At 56.6% G+C, this 17,200-nt stretch carries 14 protein-coding genes; 6 read left to right on the top strand and 8 right to left on the bottom strand.

Annotation, left to right across the window (positions count from 1 at the left end; all coding sequences use genetic code 11):
• Position 1: 1 nt before the first annotated feature.
• Together J7548_RS11980 and J7548_RS11975 are read right to left on the bottom strand one after the other, a co-directional pair.
• Entirely contained in the window at positions 2-2,413 is a 2,412-nt protein-coding gene (locus J7548_RS11980; protein ID WP_290974808.1) for an ATP-binding protein, read from the bottom strand.
• 173 nt (positions 2,414-2,586) lie between these two features.
• Positions 2,587-3,507, bottom strand: coding sequence for a LysR family transcriptional regulator (locus J7548_RS11975; protein WP_290974807.1), 921 nt, complete (start codon positions 3,505-3,507; stop codon positions 2,587-2,589).
• Positions 3,508-3,695: 188 nt separating this feature from the next.
• On the opposite strand from J7548_RS11975, the gene mdlC reads away from it, so the two are divergent.
• From mdlC to J7548_RS11950, 5 genes are all read left to right on the top strand, one after another.
• The gene (gene mdlC / locus J7548_RS11970; RefSeq protein WP_290974806.1) at positions 3,696-5,294 is read left to right on the top strand and encodes a benzoylformate decarboxylase; all 1,599 of its coding nucleotides are present in this window, start codon (positions 3,696-3,698) and stop codon (positions 5,292-5,294) included.
• Positions 5,295-5,343: 49 nt separating this feature from the next.
• Complete coding sequence (locus J7548_RS11965) at positions 5,344-6,795, top strand: aldehyde dehydrogenase (protein ID WP_290974805.1); 1,452 nt, start codon at positions 5,344-5,346, stop codon at positions 6,793-6,795.
• 207 nt (positions 6,796-7,002) lie between these two features.
• Complete coding sequence (locus tag J7548_RS11960) at positions 7,003-8,382, top strand: MFS transporter (RefSeq protein ID WP_290974804.1); 1,380 nt, start codon at positions 7,003-7,005, stop codon at positions 8,380-8,382.
• Positions 8,379-9,296 (top strand): 2-dehydropantoate 2-reductase, encoded by a 918-nt coding sequence (locus tag J7548_RS11955; RefSeq protein WP_290974803.1) that lies wholly within the window; start codon positions 8,379-8,381, stop codon positions 9,294-9,296. The genes J7548_RS11960 and J7548_RS11955 overlap by 4 nt, the downstream gene beginning before the upstream one ends.
• Positions 9,297-9,352: 56 nt before the next feature.
• Positions 9,353-10,495 carry an alpha-hydroxy-acid oxidizing protein gene (locus J7548_RS11950; protein ID WP_290974940.1) on the top strand — a complete coding sequence of 381 codons (1,143 nt, stop codon included), beginning with the start codon at positions 9,353-9,355 and terminating at the stop codon, positions 10,493-10,495.
• Between the two features lie 327 nt (positions 10,496-10,822).
• Here the strand turns inward: J7548_RS11950 and J7548_RS11945 are convergent, their stop codons facing one another.
• Both J7548_RS11945 and J7548_RS11940 read right to left on the bottom strand, forming a co-directional pair.
• Positions 10,823-11,113, bottom strand: coding sequence for a DUF3892 domain-containing protein (locus tag J7548_RS11945; protein WP_290974802.1), 291 nt, complete (start codon positions 11,111-11,113; stop codon positions 10,823-10,825).
• Positions 11,114-11,229: 116 nt separating this feature from the next.
• Positions 11,230-11,472: a hypothetical protein gene (locus tag J7548_RS11940; RefSeq protein ID WP_290974801.1), complete on the bottom strand. Its 243-nt coding sequence runs from the start codon at positions 11,470-11,472 to the stop codon at positions 11,230-11,232.
• A 436-nt stretch (positions 11,473-11,908) separates the two neighbouring features.
• Between J7548_RS11940 and J7548_RS11935 the strand changes: the two genes are divergently transcribed.
• Positions 11,909-12,886 (top strand): hypothetical protein, encoded by a 978-nt coding sequence (locus tag J7548_RS11935; RefSeq protein ID WP_290974800.1) that lies wholly within the window; start codon positions 11,909-11,911, stop codon positions 12,884-12,886.
• A 201-nt stretch (positions 12,887-13,087) separates the two neighbouring features.
• Here the strand turns inward: J7548_RS11935 and J7548_RS11930 are convergent, their stop codons facing one another.
• The 4 genes from J7548_RS11930 to J7548_RS11915 are packed head-to-tail and all read right to left on the bottom strand — an operon-like array spanning position 13,088 to position 17,198.
• Positions 13,088-13,954, bottom strand: a complete 867-nt coding sequence (locus J7548_RS11930) for a hypothetical protein (protein ID WP_290974799.1) — start codon at positions 13,952-13,954, stop codon at positions 13,088-13,090.
• Positions 13,951-15,489, bottom strand: a complete 1,539-nt coding sequence (locus tag J7548_RS11925; protein WP_290974798.1) for an AAA family ATPase — start codon at positions 15,487-15,489, stop codon at positions 13,951-13,953. Before J7548_RS11925 ends, J7548_RS11930 begins: the two co-directional genes overlap by 4 nt.
• A 55-nt stretch (positions 15,490-15,544) precedes the next feature.
• Positions 15,545-16,771: a hypothetical protein gene (locus J7548_RS11920; RefSeq protein ID WP_290974797.1), complete on the bottom strand. Its 1,227-nt coding sequence runs from the start codon at positions 16,769-16,771 to the stop codon at positions 15,545-15,547.
• A 1-nt stretch (position 16,772) separates the two neighbouring features.
• The gene (locus J7548_RS11915; RefSeq protein ID WP_290974796.1) at positions 16,773-17,198 is read right to left on the bottom strand and encodes a hypothetical protein; all 426 of its coding nucleotides are present in this window, start codon (positions 17,196-17,198) and stop codon (positions 16,773-16,775) included.
• Positions 17,199-17,200: the final 2 nt, after the last annotated feature.

Here is a 17,200-nt window from a genome sequence, read left to right as displayed (position 1 = left end):
GCTACGCTCCATCCCCGTCAATGGAAAGAGGCAGGACAAACCGGAACTCGCATCCCAAGCCCGCCCTCGAACGCACCGTGACCTGCCCGCCCAGCTTTTCCGTCTCGCTGCGGACGGCCGCCAATCCGACGCCTCGTCCGGCCAGCACGGTCACATCTTCCTGCGTACTGATGCTGTCCATGAAAACGAGATCGGCGACTTCCTCGTCGCTCAGATTGTCGACGCTGGCGATCCCGTTTTCCCGGGCCTTGCGCCGCAACCGCGCCACATCGATGCCGGCGCCGTCATCGGCAATCGTCAAACCGATCCTCGCACCTTCGGAACGGATCGTACAAGCGATCGTTCCCGCCTCATCCTTATCCTGCTCCCAGCGTGCCTCCGGCATTTCCAGCCCGTGGATCACGGCGTTGCGGAAAACATGCACCAACGATTGCAGGAAAGGCTTGTGGGCCTCCGGATCGATCCAGGCATCATCGCCGCCATCGATGGCCAGCGGCTTCACCTGCTTGTCCAGGCGCTGTGCGACTTGCCGGACCAGCCGGTCGTAGCTCATCAGGGAATCGGAGAGACGCACCTTGCGCAAGCGGATGATGTCGGCCAGCAAGCTCCTCACTTCAGCCGCGGCGGTGTCGATCGCCTCGCCGCGCAGCAGCCGCAGGGACAAGGCTTCAAGCGCGCGCACCTGCTCTTCTTTCAAGACCAGCGTACGCCCGCGCTGCATGAAGTCTTCGCCCAGCACGCCGCCCAATACCGCCAGGTCGGACTCGAATGCGTCACGGATCCCCTCAACATCAAGGCTTGCGGAAGACAGGTCCGCGCTACCCGACGACATCATGCCAGCCAGCGTCGATTCGACATCATGCAGCCGCTGGGGTGTCTTGGGGAAGCAAAACTGCCCCAGGATTCCCTTGAATGTGTGGATGTCACGGTATAGCTCGCGCACTTCCTGGCTGGATACCGCCTTGCCGTCCAATGGACAAGCCGCATGCCGCTTGAGGAATTCCCGAAACGTGTCGACCGCCTCAAAGAAGTTGCGGTTATCGGAGACCGCCGCGACGATCATCCTCAGGTGTTGCTGCTCCAGCTCCAATCGCGCGGAGATACGCCGCTCTTCGGTCATGTCGGTCAGGATCACCATGAAACGCATCGGACCGACAAGACGGTATTCCACGGCCAGTATCGTATCGCCGCGCTGCACCTCCCTGGGCAACAGGGACAGCATGCTGGCCCGGATATCCGGATCTTCGGTGGCCGCCACCGATGCGATCGTTTCGCGCATCAGTTCCGCCTGCGGCGAAGCGGGACCGAACAGCAACCCGGCCACCTCGCGCCCGGCGGGGGATACGCCCAGCATGGCCAGGCAGGCGCGGCTGAAATCCGGCAAAACGACCAGGTCGCCGGTGAACGCAAGAAAACCTTGACCGGAATTGTCGAGCAGGTTGACAACCTGCCGGGTCCTCCTCAACGCGCGCTGGCGCGCGCGTTGCCAGACATAAAACAGCGTCATGAACAGGAACAGCACAGTGGCGGTCGCCACCCGTTCGGGCCAGGTGAAAATGGCGACGGGGTCGACGAAACCAACCAGTCTCCAGCCGCCGGATGGATCCGACCAATCGATCGGCGCCGACAATACTTGAAGCTTGCTGCCGTTCCACTTTATGCGGCCGTCACTCTCCGCCGGAAGCAGCACCGGCGAAGACTTTTCATAGCTGATACCGGCACGCCGGCTATTCCTGGCCGCCTCCAGCTGCTCCTGCCCACCCAGCACTTTAAAACGCCATTCGGGAATGTTGACGGCAAAGATGATGCCCTCCGGCGATACCAAGGCTGTGGGCAACGGTTTCATCACATCGAGAAAGTGGTCGATCTCTTCGAAACCGAGCTTGGCCACGACAACGCCGACCGGCGGTTTTTCTATGGAATCGGCCAGGATAGGTGCGGATACATAGAAACCGCGCTTGCCGGAATTCGTTCCCAAGGCGGCATATACGGTCAGCTTGCCCTCCATGGCGCCGCTGAAATACGGACGCCAGCTGAAATCCTTGCCGACGATGCTGGGGATGCCGGGCGGAACGAGGTAGGACTTCACGATGCCGTCGGCGCCGATGACAAGCATCTCCTCGGCGCCAATGCTGGCGCGGATATAGGCCAGTCTGGCCAGGATCTGGGGATTGTCCTCGGACAAGACGCCTTGCGCGGTATCACGGAAGACCGAACTGGTCCCGGCGGTAATCATGGCCCCCTGCGCAATCGCCTTGCCCCGGATATTGGCCAGATGGATCGCCCGCTCGTCCAGGCGTTCCTGATAGCTCTCCATCCCTTGCATGACAATCAGGGACTGGATGCACCAGGTCAAGATAAGCGATGCGACCAGCGCAAGCGCGTACGGCATCCATTTTTTACCAACCGACATGCAAAGGCTCCATACAAGCAGACATGAGGAGACCACCCAGGGGCGATAAAACCTGGAAACACGGTGTCGGATAGCCGATCAATTGCATGCCCCCCAAGCGATAGGAATCGTTTTTTTTCGCAATGTATCATGAAGATAGATAAGCGACTTGCGAGAGAGCGCAGATTATGCCGCTACGGATAATTCCCCTGCAGAGAACCGGTCAGATGCCGCAACTCATCCAGCAATCTGCTCGCCGGCGCCGGCAATATCCCTTGGCGCCGCCGGAATGCCGTCAGGGTGCGCGGCGCATGCAAGCCGTCCACTGCGAGCGCATCAATCACGCCAGCCTTGCGTTCGGTATCGAACATCGGGCCGGACATCCAGCCCACGAATCCGCAACGCGCCACCAGGCTCTTGAGCACCGTGACCGAACGCGATTCGACCGCGATCTCAGGCATCGGCAGGCCGGCCTGGGCGAAGGTTTCCTTCACGTGCAGATAAGGCCCGGTCCCCTTGGGCGTCAATGCCCAGCGCTGCGTCAACGTATCCGCCAGGCTGATCTTTCCCCTCTCGCGCAGGGGATGGTCGCGTCCCGCCACCACATAGCTCAGATCGTTCCAGCGGCAGTCAGAGATGGCCGCCACGCCATCGGTTTCTGCGCCGGAGGTACTGAGGGCCAGGTCGATCTCATGCGTGAGCAAGCCCTCGACCAGACGATCCCACACCCCTTCGATGACCTCCACCCGCAGGTTCGGCCACTTGTCCAGTACGCCACGCACCGCCAGCGGCAACACCAGACTGGCAATGCTGCCCACCGCGCCCACCTTGATGACGCCCTTTGCCAGGCCGCGGATGGCATCCAGTTCTTCGCGCGCCTGACGGGCTTCGCGCTGCAACGAAACCGCGTGCGGCAATAGCGCCTGGCCCAGCGGCGTCAGGTGCATGCCCCTGGTGTGGCGCTCGAACAGCGCGCCGCCGACCGACTCCTCCAGGCGCTTGATGGCGCGGCTCAAGGCCGGCTGGGTCAGGTCGAGCACGGCTGCGGCGCGCCCCAGGCTGCCGGCCGAGACGATGGCACTGAACATTTCCAATTGCTGCAGGTTGAAGCTCAATGAGGTCTCCTGTTGATGGTGCGTGGTGCGAGGGTGTGCCGCGATGACCAGCCGGCATGACGCCAACACATTACCAAACGTTATGACTTTTATCCAATTTAGCAATTTTCAAAGAAGTCACGGGGTTACATACTGCCTGCCATCATCCACCCGGCCCGGCAGCTACGAGGCCTTCCACAGGATCCAATATGCAGGAGACGCAATCCCCCGCCATTACCGTGCGTGATGCCGTACTCGACCTCATGCGCCGGCTCGGCATGACTTCCGTATTCGCCAATCCCGGCTCAACCGAACTGCCGATGTTCCGCGACTTTCCGGCCGACTTCCGCTACGTCCTCGGCTTGCAGGAAGCAGTAGTGGTCGGCATGGCCGATGGCTACGCCCAGGCCAGCGGCAAGGCAGCCATGGTCAACCTGCACTCGGCGGCCGGGGTCGGAAATGCCATGGGCAATATCTTCACCGCCTTTCGCAATCGCACCCCGCTGATCATCACCGCCGGCCAGCAGGCGCGCTCCATCCTGCCTTTCGATCCCTTCCTGGCGGCCTCGCAGGCGACCGAACTGGCCAAGCCCTACGTCAAGTGGAGCATAGAGCCGGCGCGCGCCGCCGACGTCCCGCGGGCGCTGGCGCGGGCCTATCACATTGCCATGCAGGAGCCGCGCGGCCCGGTGTTCGTCTCCATTCCGGTGGATGACTGGGATCAACCTGCCGAGTTGCTTGCCGCCACCGAGGTCACCACCCGCAGCCGCCCCGAACCCGCCGCCATCGAAGCACTCGCGGCGGCGCTGGCCAGAAGCGAGCGCCCGGCCATTGTGGTCGGTGCGGAACTGGACCGCGCCGGGGCCTGGGATGAGGCGATCCGCCTGGCCGAAGCCTGCAGCGCGCGGGTGTTTGTCGCGCCGATGTCCTCGCGCTGCAGCTTCCCGGAAGACCATCGCCTGTTCGCCGGTTTCCTGCCTGCCATGCGCGAAAAGATCGTGCAGCTGCTGCACGGCCACGACCTGGTCTTCGCGCTGGGCGCCCCCGCCTTCACCTATCACGTCGAGGGCAGCGGCCCGCACCTGCCGCCAGGGGCGACGTTGTACCAGCTTATCGATGATCCGATTACCGCGTCCTGGACACCGGTCGGCACGGCCATCGTCGGCAATATCCGGCTCGGCCTGCAAGACCTGCTGGCGCAGATGGCGGGCCGCCCCGCGGCTGCCCGTCCGCTTCCGGCTCCCCGTCCCCCGCGTCCACGCGCCGAACCGGATGCGCCGATGTCGGCAGCCTTTGCAATGCAAACCGTGGCCGAGGTGCGTGCAGCAGAGGACATCGTGGTCGAGGAAGCGCCAGGCTCTCGTCCGACCATGCAAGCCTACCTGCCCTTTACACGCCCCGGCAGCTTCTACACCATGGCCAGCGGCGGCTTGGGCTATGGCATGCCGGCGGCAGTGGGCGTGGCGCTGGCAAGACCGCAGCAGCGCGTGATCGGACTCATCGGCGACGGCTCCGCCATGTACTCACCGCAAGCCATCTATAGCGCCGTGCAACTGCGCCTGCCCATCACCTTCGTGATCATCAACAATGCGCGCTACGCGGCGCTCCAGGACTTCGCGCCGGTCTTCGGCTTCGCTGCCGACGATGTGGTCCAAGGGACCGATCTTCCGGGCCTGGATTTCGTCGCGCTGGCGCAGGCAATGGGATGCCAGGGCGTGCGCGTGTGCGACCCCGCCGAACTGGCCTCTGCACTGCGAGTAGCCTTGTGTGCCAATGAGCCGCGCCTGGTGGAAGTGGTGGTGCGCTGAACCGGAAATCGTGAACTGAATACCGAGATAGAGACAACAGGAGGAGACCATGAACGAAGTCAACATGCTGATCAACGGCCAGCGCCGTTCCGCCACGGGCGACGCTTACTTCGAGCGGCGCAATCCGCTCGACCACAGCGTGGCCTCGCGCGCCCCGGCAGCCACCGTGGACGATGCGCGCGCAGCGGTACAAGCGGCAGCCAACGCCTTCCCTGCCTGGGCCGCCATGGGTCCCGGCGAGCGCCGAGGCTTGCTCGCCCGCGCCGCCGATGCGCTGCAAGCCCGTGCCGAGGCATTTGCCCAGGCCATGGCCGCCGAGACCGGAGCCTCTCATCACTGGGCCGCGTTCAATGTGCATCTGGCCGCCGACGGTCTGCGCGAGGCCGCGGCCATGACTACCCAGATCGCCGGCGAGATCATTCCTTCGGAGGTTCCAGGAAACCTCGCCATGGGCTTGCGCCAGGCCGCCGGCGTGGTGCTGGGCATCGCCCCCTGGAACGCACCGGTGATCCTGGGCGTACGTGCTATCGCCCTGCCGCTAGCCTGCGGCAATACCGTGGTCTTCAAGGGTTCTGAAATCTGCCCGGCGACCCATGGCCTCATCATCGAAGCCATCCAGGATGCCGGCCTGCCGCCGGGCGTGGTCAACTTCATCACCAATGCTCCGGAAGACGCCGGACGAATTGTCGAAGCCATCATCGCCGAACCGGCAGTGCGGCGGATCAATTTCACCGGTTCGACCCGCGTAGGCCGCATCATTGCCGGCCAATGCGCCAAGCATCTCAAACCCTCCGTGCTGGAACTGGGCGGCAAGGCGCCCTTCATCGTGCTGCACGATGCCGACATCGAAGTTGCCGTACAAGCCGCAGCCTTCGGCGCCTTCGCCAATTCAGGACAGATCTGCATGTCCACAGAGCGCATCATTGTCGACCAGCGCGTGGCCGATGACTTCGTCGCGCGGCTGGCAGCCAAGGCCCGCAGCCTGCCGCTGGGCGATCCGCGCCAGGGGCCGGTGGTATTGGGCTCGGTGGTGGACCTGGCCACCGTGCAACGCTGCAACGCCCTGATCGATGACGCACTGGCCAAGGGCGCAACCCTGGTCTGCGGCGGCAAGGCGGACAGCACGCTGATGCCGGCCACCCTGCTGGATCATGTGACGGCGCAGATGGATATCTATCGCGAAGAGTCCTTCGGACCGGTCAAGCCGATCGTGCGCGTCAAGGATGATGACGCCGCCATCGCCTGCGCCAACGACAACGAATATGGCTTGTCTGCGGCGCTGTTCAGCCGTGACGTCGCCCGCGCCCTGACCCTGGCGCGCCGTATCGAGTCCGGTATCTGCCACGTCAACGGAGCGACCGTGCACGACGAGGCGCAGATGCCCTTCGGCGGCGTCAAGGCCAGCGGCTTCGGCCATTTCGGCGGCAAGGCCGGGGTCGCAGAATTCACCGACCTGCGCTGGGTCACGGTGCAAACCACGCCGCGCCACTATCCGTTCTGAGCAAGACGGGATAACACGCGCGCGCAGATCCGGCGTTACCGATCACTACAACAATCGACAAAGCGGGCCGACACCTGCCGGACCCGCGCGTACAACCGAGGAGACCGCCATGAGGATGACACCCTGGCTTTTGCAGCACGACCACGATCCTGCCCGGATCGCTTCGCCCGTTCCCACCATCAGCGGCAGCCCTACCCGGGAGCGCACATGAGCACGCACGCCGCAAAACAAGGCCAGACCGTCGATATCGGACGCGTGCTGGATGAGGGCGCGTTTTCCGGCTTCCAGAAGCTGGTGGTTTGCCTGGCGGCGCTATCGATCGTCATGGACGGATTCGACGGGCAACTGATCGGCTTCGCCATTCCCAGCCTGATCAAGGAATGGGGGATCACGCGCAACGCCTTCGCTCCTGCGGTCGCCGCCGGCCTGGTCGGCATGGGCATAGGCAGCGCCTTTGCCGGCTTGTTCGCGGATCGCTTCGGGCGGCGCCTGGCCATCATCGGCAGCGTCTTCGTGTTCGGCCTGGCCACCAGCCTGATCTCGCTCTCCCCGGACATCGCCACCATTGCCATCCTGCGGTTCTTCGCCGGCCTGGGCATCGGCGGCGCCTTGCCCACCTCCACCACCATGACCGCCGAATTCAGTCCGGCCCGGCGACGTACGCTGGCGGTCACGGCCACCATCGTCTGCGTGCCGCTGGGCGGCATGCTGGCCGGTTTGTTCGCCAACCTGGTGTTGCCGCACTATGGCTGGCGCGGACTGTTCCTGCTGGGCGGCCTGTTGCCGGTGGCGTTTTCGGTGCTGCTGTGGTTCGTCATTCCGGAGTCGCCGCGTTACCTGGCGCGCCAGGCCCATCGCTGGGATGAACTGCGACGCCTGCTGCAGCGCATGTCCCGCGTAGTCGCTGCCGACACCCGTTTCAGCGATGCGCGCGAACAGACTGCGCAGCCGCGCGCCGGATTCGGCGCCCTGTTCGCCCACGGGCAGGCGCGCGACACCATGGCGCTGTGGATTGCCTTCTTCATGAACCTGCTGGCGGTCTATAGCGCCTTCAGCTGGCTTCCCACGATGCTGGCCGGAGAAGGCCTGAGTCCGTCGGTGGCCGGCAGCGGCCTGACGGCTTACAACATCGGCGGCGTCTTCGGGGCATTGCTGTGCGCCCTGATCATCGGCCGCTTCGGCTCGCGTGTGCCGATGCTGCTGTGCTGCCTGGCCGCCACGGCGACCGCACTGCTGTTGCGCAGCCTGGATGTGGGCAGCCAGACCACCCTGCTGGTGGTGGGAATAGGCTTGCACGGGCTCTTCGTCAATGCCGTCCAATGCACGATGTATGCGCTGTGCGCCCATATCTATCCGACCCAGGTGCGCGCCACCGGTACCGCCGCGGCGCTGGCCTTTGGCCGGCTGGGCGCCATCCTCAGCGCCTTTGCCGGCGCCATGGTGATCACCCGGGGCGGCGCCTCGGGCTACCTGGCCATGCTGGCAGGGGCGATGCTGTTCGTCTTTATCGCGCTGCTGTTGGTGCGCAAGCATATTCCCCGCGCAACGGCAGCCTCCGTGCATCTGAAAAAGGAACAACCGGCATGAACATTGCCATCGTCGGCGCCGGCGCCATGGGCGGTTTGTTTGGCGCGCGCCTGGCACTAAACGGACAGCAGGTCAGCTTCATCGAAGTCGCGCCGGCCACGATAGCGGCGATCGGCAGTAACGGCCTGGCCTTGATAGATGATAAAGGGACGCATACGGTCAGGGTGCCGGTCGATACGGCCGACGCCTTCCCGGAGCCGTTTGAACTGATCGTCTTTTTCACCAAGGGCTTCCATACCCGCAACGCCGCCCGCAGCGTGGCTCATCTGGTGGGGCCTGGAACCTGGGCGTTATCGGTGCAAAATGGCCTGGGCAATGCGGACATCATCGCCGAGGTGATTCCGCGCGAACGCATCATCGTCGGCATGACCAACTTGCCTGCCGACCTCAAGGCCGCCGGCGTGGTGCATAGCCATGGCGACGGCCAGGTCAGGATCTGGACGCTGTCGGGACAGAGCCGCCCGGAGGTGAGCCAAATCGCCGATATCTTAAGCGCCGCCGGTCTCAATTGCAGCGCAGACCCTCAGGTGCAACAGGCCATCTGGGAAAAGGTCGCCTTCAATGCGGCGCTGAACTCGGTATGTGCCGTCAGCGGCTGCAATGTAGGCGCGGCCGGATCGAGCGCTGAAGGCCGCAGCCTGGCGCTGCGCATCGCGGCCGAAACGGTGGCCGTCGCCCATGCGCTTCAGATCCCGGCCAGCCTGCCTCAGGTAGAGCAGGCGATAGCGCATGCATTCAAGATGCACGCAAGCCACAAGCCATCGATGCTGCAGGATATCGAAGCCGGACGGCAGACCGAAATTGACTTCATCAATGGCGCCGTAATCGAACAAGGGATCAAGCAAGGGATTCCGACCCCGACCGTGGCCGCACTGTATCAGTTAGTCAAAATGATGGAAGCGAATGCCGTTTGAAGAAAAGTGGCTGCCTCATCGAGGAAGCTTTTAAAAAGTCGGCAAGAAAGTAAATGATGGCAAAACCGGTCAATGTCGCTGACTACCGCACCTTGGCAAAGAAGAGGCTTCCCAAAATCGTCTTTGATTATCTCGATGGCGGCGCGGAAGATGAATTTGGATTGGATAGGAATCGTCGGGAATTCGATAACATTCTTTTCCGCCCGCGCCGGCTGGTCGATGTGAGCAAGCGGTCGATGGGCATCGACTTGCTTGGCAAGTGCATCAGCGCACCAATGGTGATTGCGCCGACAGGTCTTAACGGCATCTTCTGGCCGGATGGCGATATTGAACTTGCCAAGGCGGCGGCCCGCTTTGGCATTCCCTTTGCGCTCTCGACCGCGTCGACATCTTCTATCGAGGATGTCGCCCAGGCCTGCGATGGCGAGTTCTGGTTCCAACTCTATGTGGTCCATCGCAAGCTCGCCGAGTTGCTGGTAAAGCGTGCCCGGCATGCAGGCTGCACTACGCTGATTCTCACGGCCGATGTTGGCGTGAACGGCAAGCGGGAACGCGACATCCGCAACGGCTTCGGCTTGCCGATGAAATACAACATGAAAACAGTCGCAGATGGAATCTTGCATCCGCGCTGGACCTGGAACCTGCTGACCAAAGGGATGCCCCAGCTGGCAAACTTCGCAAGCGAACAGATTCAGGATGCCGAGATGCAAGCGGCCTTGCTGAAGCGCCAGATGGATGCCAGTTTTTCATGGGCGGACCTCGCCCGGCTCCGGGACATGTGGCCGCACAAATTGCTCGTCAAGGGGCTCACCCGGGAGGACGACGTTGCCCGCTGCACTTCGCTGGGCGTGGACGGCGTGATCATGTCCAACCATGGGGGACGGCAACTCGATAGCGCCATTGCCCCCATTCAAGCCTTGCCTCAAGCGGCCGCGGCGACATCACTTCCCATCCTTGTCGATAGCGGTGTTCGGCGTGGTGCAGATATCGTGAAGGCGATAGCGCTTGGTGCGGACGCTGTATTTCTTGGCCGGGCCACCCTGTATGGCTTGGCCGCACGCGGTTACGAGGGCGTCATGGAAGTGCTTGATCTTCTCAAATCCGAGATAGACACGACCTTGGCGCAAATCGGCTGTGCCGATATCAAGGCGTTGTCACGAGACTATCTCCTTGACGAAGCAAACATCGGCAAGCGCTGAACGCAAATCCCCTCGCCTTATCTGTGAGCCAAGATATCAAAGCATTACAAAGATGCTTTCAAGCCATTGATTTAAAAGGGGAATAGCATTCTTTTGTCAGAAACCCTTTAAGTCTGAACTACGAATCCAGTAGCCACGCGGCCTGTTCAACTTCAAATTCAATAAAGTCTGAATTCGAGATTCATTTAAGTCTGAACTTTCCCGCATCTTGTTCATTTAACTCTGAACTTTCCTCGTATCGGATTGGGCTATCGTCGCAGCTAGCTCCGGAGTCGAATTGAAGAAGCCGCCCGAAAGCGGCTTCTCAAATTGCCCGAATTCACGGACTCAATACAGTCGACACTGATCCAGAGCAAGCAAGTTATCCGTCCACTTTCCGTCAGCGTATGTTCGGATGAACGGACGACGCCCAGCCCCAGGGTTCACCACGCCAATCATCGCTTGATTGCCAAGCCAGTCGGCCACATAAAAAGTGTCCGTTCTTGAGTTAATCCGCTGGATAACATCTTCGACGGTGAGCTGTTTCATTGGCCAAGCGGGATTACCAACATGGGTGATGTGCTCATGCGGGGAATTCACGTTTGGTTTGGTAATGCAGGTAACGAGACAGTTAGCCATACAAAATCCTCCATGCTTAGGATGCTGTCGCATGAAGGCCTAGCTGCTGAGCGCCAGCAACTAGGTGCTTGAATTTCCGGCGTCATGCGACCAAACGCCGAATCCTGTTGGACGTTCTAGCGGCTTTTCCTGGACTGGGATATCGCTGAAGCAGCCAGTGTTTTTGTAGTGCTGCTGGACTTGACGCTGAGAAGCGCATTAGAAGCCTTCGCTTCCATCACTTTCCCGGTGACTTTTGAATTGCCTGTCTGGGACAGAACACTGCCTGCCAAACTGCGTTGAATTGCGGAGGAAGAAGAACTGCCCAGTACTCGAGCAGCGGTGGATGCCACATTTTTGCCGGTAGATTTATTTGCCATTGCCGCCTCCTTGGAGAGTTAATGCAATATAAACAAAGCACCACAAACAACTAGATACAGAAGACAATATTAAAATTCAACTAGATATAGTACTGTACAAACATACACATGAACTGTCAATAGCTGTAGCCGTTTGCGCAACACTTGATTTTTTCCCGTCCCCAAGCCGCTAGGAAGCATCGACGCGTATCAAGACCACAAGGGGGATCTCTTTCAAGAAGTGGAGAGAACTGCTTCGGTTCGAAGCACTGATATGCAATTGCAAAGTGGGTCTATTGGCCGCCGCAGTTTGAGGAGAGATCCCGGATTTGCTTGACCCAGCTAACATGGCGAAAGACCTGTTGCACTTAGCATTCCGGTTTAACGGTGGGTCAAAACTTTATGCAATCTCACAACCATTCCAGAACGTAAGTTTTAATCGAAAAGAATGTGGACCATGCACGAAAGACTCAAGAACCGACCTTACGCTCTGAAACAAGCAATTTCACAGCTGCTGATCAGCGCGATAAATTTTTGTATCACTAAAATAACTGGGATTCTGCCTCAAGATATTCAGCAAGCAGTGCGAAATAGAATTCGCCATTGGTATCGCAGACAAAGGCTCGTTTGGCTTTTCATGGGGAGAAGTTATCGAATCTATTGTGTGGCGTTCGCCATGACTTTTATCTATGTTGTCGTCATATTTCTGTCTTCACAATCTCATTTGGTTCCTTGGTTGCTTTTCGGCTGTGCACCTCTTTATGCAGCCGCGTTGGTGACATGGTCGATCCCGGTAATCCAAAAATTCAGTTCTAGCTGGTGGGGGAAATGGATCTTCGTCGTCGCGAATGCTTTCGTGCTGATTTTCTCTACTATCAAGGCACGAGAGGTTGTCCAACAGGCTTTACTTTTTCCGCCTCAGTACTTTGATTTGACCGTTGCTCTAGTGGCGCTGCTTGCTTACATACCTGCGGTTCTAGCCGTATCGATGATCGTTATCGGCGGTTTAGCCGTCCCATTCGTTCTTCTTTGGCTAACGGCAGAATTAATTCCCATGACAATAGCTAGCATACTGAATTCTCCCATCCTTCTCCCAGTGTACCGTTCACACCGAGGTCGCCGCGCACGGACTCGCGTTACCAAACTGATTTTCTCCATTGCCGGCGCTATTTCAATTCTCTTTTTTTCCCAAGAGCTCGAAGGCTACACAACAAAGATACTTAACAACGGCGCAAAAGCAATTCGTATGTTTGCTTACCGTGCTGACTTTCAACCTCCGGGACACTACCCCGGCGTGCCGTGCAAGGGGAAGATTCGCCTAATGGATAACGGGGTTATCGCGATCGCTACATTGGCGGATAATGATGTTTTGATCGAAAGGAAGATATTCCCGGAAGGGCCCAACTTAGAAGTTGATTGTTCAATGCAACAATGAAATTCACGCATATCGGCAGATGGATCTAAAACGCCAGTAACATTGGAAGAAAAAGCAGGACAGTTTCTCATTCTGAGAAATCGTATCACTGCATTGGTGAGAAATTTATAAAAAATTTCTCAAAGAAATCAGTACCGGTAGAACATCGAACTAATCTTGCACCAACAGGCGAAAATCTCTAAGGAAGGAAAGTAAATTCAATTACTCTCCATTCTGGCATATCCCTTGTTCAATCCATTTAGAGAGATTAGCGTGCTTAGCCATTGCTTCCATAAGCACGGCAATCCAGTTATTGGTTCCATATACCTTAAATCGCTCGAGCGCCCTCCTATTAAGAAAGTCTCGCGCATCAACGCCACCAGTTTCTAAGAAGACGCCGCAGTCAGCTATTATTTCTGCGACCTCATCATTGCCACCATCATCATATCTTTCTATCAATTTCAATTTAGAGAAATGACTTTTAATGAGCTGCCAGGAGGCATCCTCGATATCGTCCGGTCTATCCAATGAGAATGTTGCACCTACTCCTGCGAGTGCAGGATCTTCATATAAGGTCACAACGACAAAACGACGATCCGGTATTTCGTCCGAATAGGCATGCAAATATTGACGCGTTCCCGCTGCAGACAACCAGTCATCGTCTTTGATTGAATTGCAAATCGAACAGCAAGGAACAAGATTCGGTGCATAAACTGCATATTCTGGGAACTTCACCCCTGGAAGATAATGATCAAATGTTCGAGGCAATGTGGTTGCGCACATTGGGCAATACTTAAGCAGGCGTTTGGGTTGCGCATCTTTGATCGCCTTCTTCAGATCCCTTAGTGGCTTCGTTGTCCCCCCATAGCAAGATCGCAATAAATCGCTACTAACAATTGCATCATCGTCGCTTTCAAGCGCCGATAAATTTTGATTCTCCACTGCGTCAGCGTAATCTACATATCGCCGCTCAATCAGCTCTTGCAACTCATTCAAACTCGCTCGCGTGTCACGATGTTTTTTGTCCCTAATTGCCTCATACCACTCGAGATAGGAAGGTTCAGTTGGTAATACCGTAAGTTTCTTCACTTCTTCTTTGCTTTCTGATCATATAGAGCAAGCAAATACGCCTGTGCATTCAAACTAAGTCCAAACTCAAACCGAGCCATTACATCCTTAGCTGCTTCCCTTTCTGCAAGATCCTTGAGAGTCTCCCGATAAACGTTTTTCACTTCAAACGTTTCAAACACATGTTTGGTTAGCTCAGAGACACTCTCTCCGAAACTCTCAATAGTCAACGGACTTGCGGTCGTAACATTCTCGTATCGCTCAAAAACCAGAACACGCTTCGCTGGTATCTCCTGAATGACGACAGGAGAATGTGTTGCAACAATTGCATAAGAATCAAACGATTCTAATATCTCTGAAAGAACCAAAAATAAACTAGCGACCGCATTGGGATGTAGATGTGTCTCTGGTTCGTCAAATAGAACCAGGGAATTTGGCTGAATCCAAGCAAGCAATGCCGTTACAAAATGGGCCAAGATGGACTGACCGGAGCTGAGCAACGATAAAGCACTATCATCCGTAAGTGATTCATCAATCTCGGCCTGTAGGCTCACCGTAAGTTCGTCGCTGAGATCTCCTAGAATTGCTTGCATGTAGCGAGTCCAGTCTGACTGCTTTCCCCGCTGCCGAATGCGCGCAAGATTGGCTTTGTATGCCTCAATCAATGACGCACGTGACAACCCTCCTTTTTCGTTTCTGATACCGCAATACACATAGCTGCTAGAGCTATCTTGAGCCGGTCGTTTGAAACGATCAAAAGCGCTATATGAGATGGTAATAATTCGAGTGAACAAAGGACGGCCAGCCGGAAACCGATCTTCTCGCTCTGATAATTTTTCTGCAGATGCTCGTGAAATTTGTGCCAAGTCTGCACCCAGACTAGCGAGAAACCGCGTCTTCCCTACCGCATTCCGCCCGACAATACCCACTATCCGCCCCGGAACAGGGTCTTTGCGATCGAACGGAAAAATCGCCTCAACCTGAGTTTCTGCGCCTTCAATTGAACCGATATAGGTGAAATCGAGTCTTTCGTTGATTTTTTCACCTGAAGCCAAAGAACGGCCAAATCGACGAGCGCGATATGCAACATTCTCACGCATCATTGCATTGCGAAAAGCAGTAGTCGGTTCGAACTCTGTCGCAAATGCGGGCCGCCAAGCGATGTCGCGCATCGCATCTAGAACCGCTCCCGCGTCATCCTCCATGAGGTTATGAAGACGTTGATAGTAGGCTTCCGTTTGGCCCAGTGAAATGAATCTGTCGTCAAGCTCAAGAAATTCTTTATCAAGTTTGGTAGTCGCGAGAATAGCGATAGGACCCTCGTCCGCTTTTTTTCGCTGGAGTATCTTGACCTTCCCTATGTTCGTGGAAGTCCCGTCTTCATCCAAATAACTGAGACGAAATTGCACACTGTAACCATAGTCATCCCAATCGTCGGTCGTCAGGATGAAAACCGGACGAGGTCTAGATGGCGTGCCTGCGTTATGTGCACGAACCAAAAATTGAATTCCCAATTTCGCCCCTTTTTTTGTAGAATTTTTTAGAGCTGAAGACATGTCAGCAACGACTTATATCTCACATCAAACTACCACTTATGTTGCAAAGAAATGACTACTTATTCTTTACGAAATTACGAGGGCACTTTTCTAATAAAGCGCGCATCACCATTGCGGATCGCATCGCTGAAACACGCTGAAAATCATCTCCTTTGTGACTATTTCCAAAATCACATACCCCTTTTATCACAATACTTTGGCTGTCCAATTCGTTGAGTTCCGAAGCAGCATAGATAGCATATGCCTCCATATCTAGGGATAAAACTTTTCGATGCTGTTTCCGTATTTCACCCATGGTCTGAGCTGATGCCACAACACTCAGACCGGAAACCATTGGCCCAAAATGCAAGGCCCATTTCCCCTCAATATCTTGAGGGAAGTATTCCCGCGTATAAGGAACAGAAAACTGAGAATCACTCGCGAGTATGCGTAGATCAGCCAGGGTCTTCTGGCTAGCTCTAAACGGCTCGGGAGAAGCCGACAATTCTGCCCCATGTTCCCCTTCAACGATCTTCCCACCTTGCCACTCCCAACTTTGTGTGGCAACAATAACATCGCCCAGCGCCACCTCTTTCTCGTACCCAGCACATATGCCCACCATTGCAATCAATCGAGGCTCATACTGTTTCAGAAATTTACTTGCAAGGATCGCCGCTGCTGTTAAACCCATTTGCCAAGAATAGCCAGCAGCAACGCGCACCTTCCCGGCGCTTGTATGAATCTCTCCTTCCCAGCATAACGTCTTTGAATCCAATGGACGTGGCCCCTTTAACTCAGGAAAAACCTTTCTCACAGCGTCAAATTCAGGAGAATTTAGTGCTGTCAAAATGACGACATCGGCAGATTCTGTCCGATGCTCTTCAGCTTTTTTTAACTCGCTTACATGAGTAACGAAGTAACTGAGAGAGTCTGCCCATTCTGTGCTTGTCGGCGAATACGAAAGGAGAACCCATCCTTGCCTATGGAAGCGTCGAGCTGCCGATTCAAATAGCCGTTCTACACCTGAGACTCCCACAATGTAACGAGGAGTTTTCAGACTGCTTTCTGCCTGCAGTGAGTCCAATAACGCGATACCTCCAGCATCATCCGGATCTTGATCCGGACGCATCGGAACCCGAACATCCAAGATCAGAAGATCAAATGTAGTTTCCTCTAGCTGCGTGCTAGCCTCCAACACGGAACTAGATTTTATTATCTCCAAATCCACAGATGACGCATCGCGAATTACGCCCTCAATGCGCCCGGCTTTCCCTCGTTCATCCTCAAGAATTAATACTTTCATTCTACAAACCATTTTCCGACAACATTTTCTTTATCGATTCTTTCCAATCATCTGAATTCGGTCTGTATTGCACTAAACCTAAAAACTGCGATCCAAATTCATCATTGAGTAAACTGCGTAACGTACCAATGTCAACGACTCGAGACCCCTGCTCTAACGCTTCAAACTGGGTTATGACGATAACTGGCATATGTACGCGTACCATCCTCGCGTAACGAAATACGGCTACGCCGCCTAAACCTTGGGCGCCGTCGGTTCCATCGTCATAGTTTGGAATTGCCATATCTAAAAAAAGAGCACCTGCATCAATCTCGTCAATTAGATCGGTGGCACTTGACACAGAGGCGGCGACTGACACGTTCTTCCATTGCAATTCTTGGGTCAGAAAGTCAAAGATCTTTCGTCTTTTGAATTCATCATCTTCCACTA

It is taken from the genome of Herbaspirillum sp. (genome assembly GCF_017744395.1).
Lineage (GTDB): Bacteria > Pseudomonadota > Gammaproteobacteria > Burkholderiales > Burkholderiaceae_D > Herbaspirillum.
This window is presented reverse-complemented; position numbering and strand designations above follow the sequence as displayed.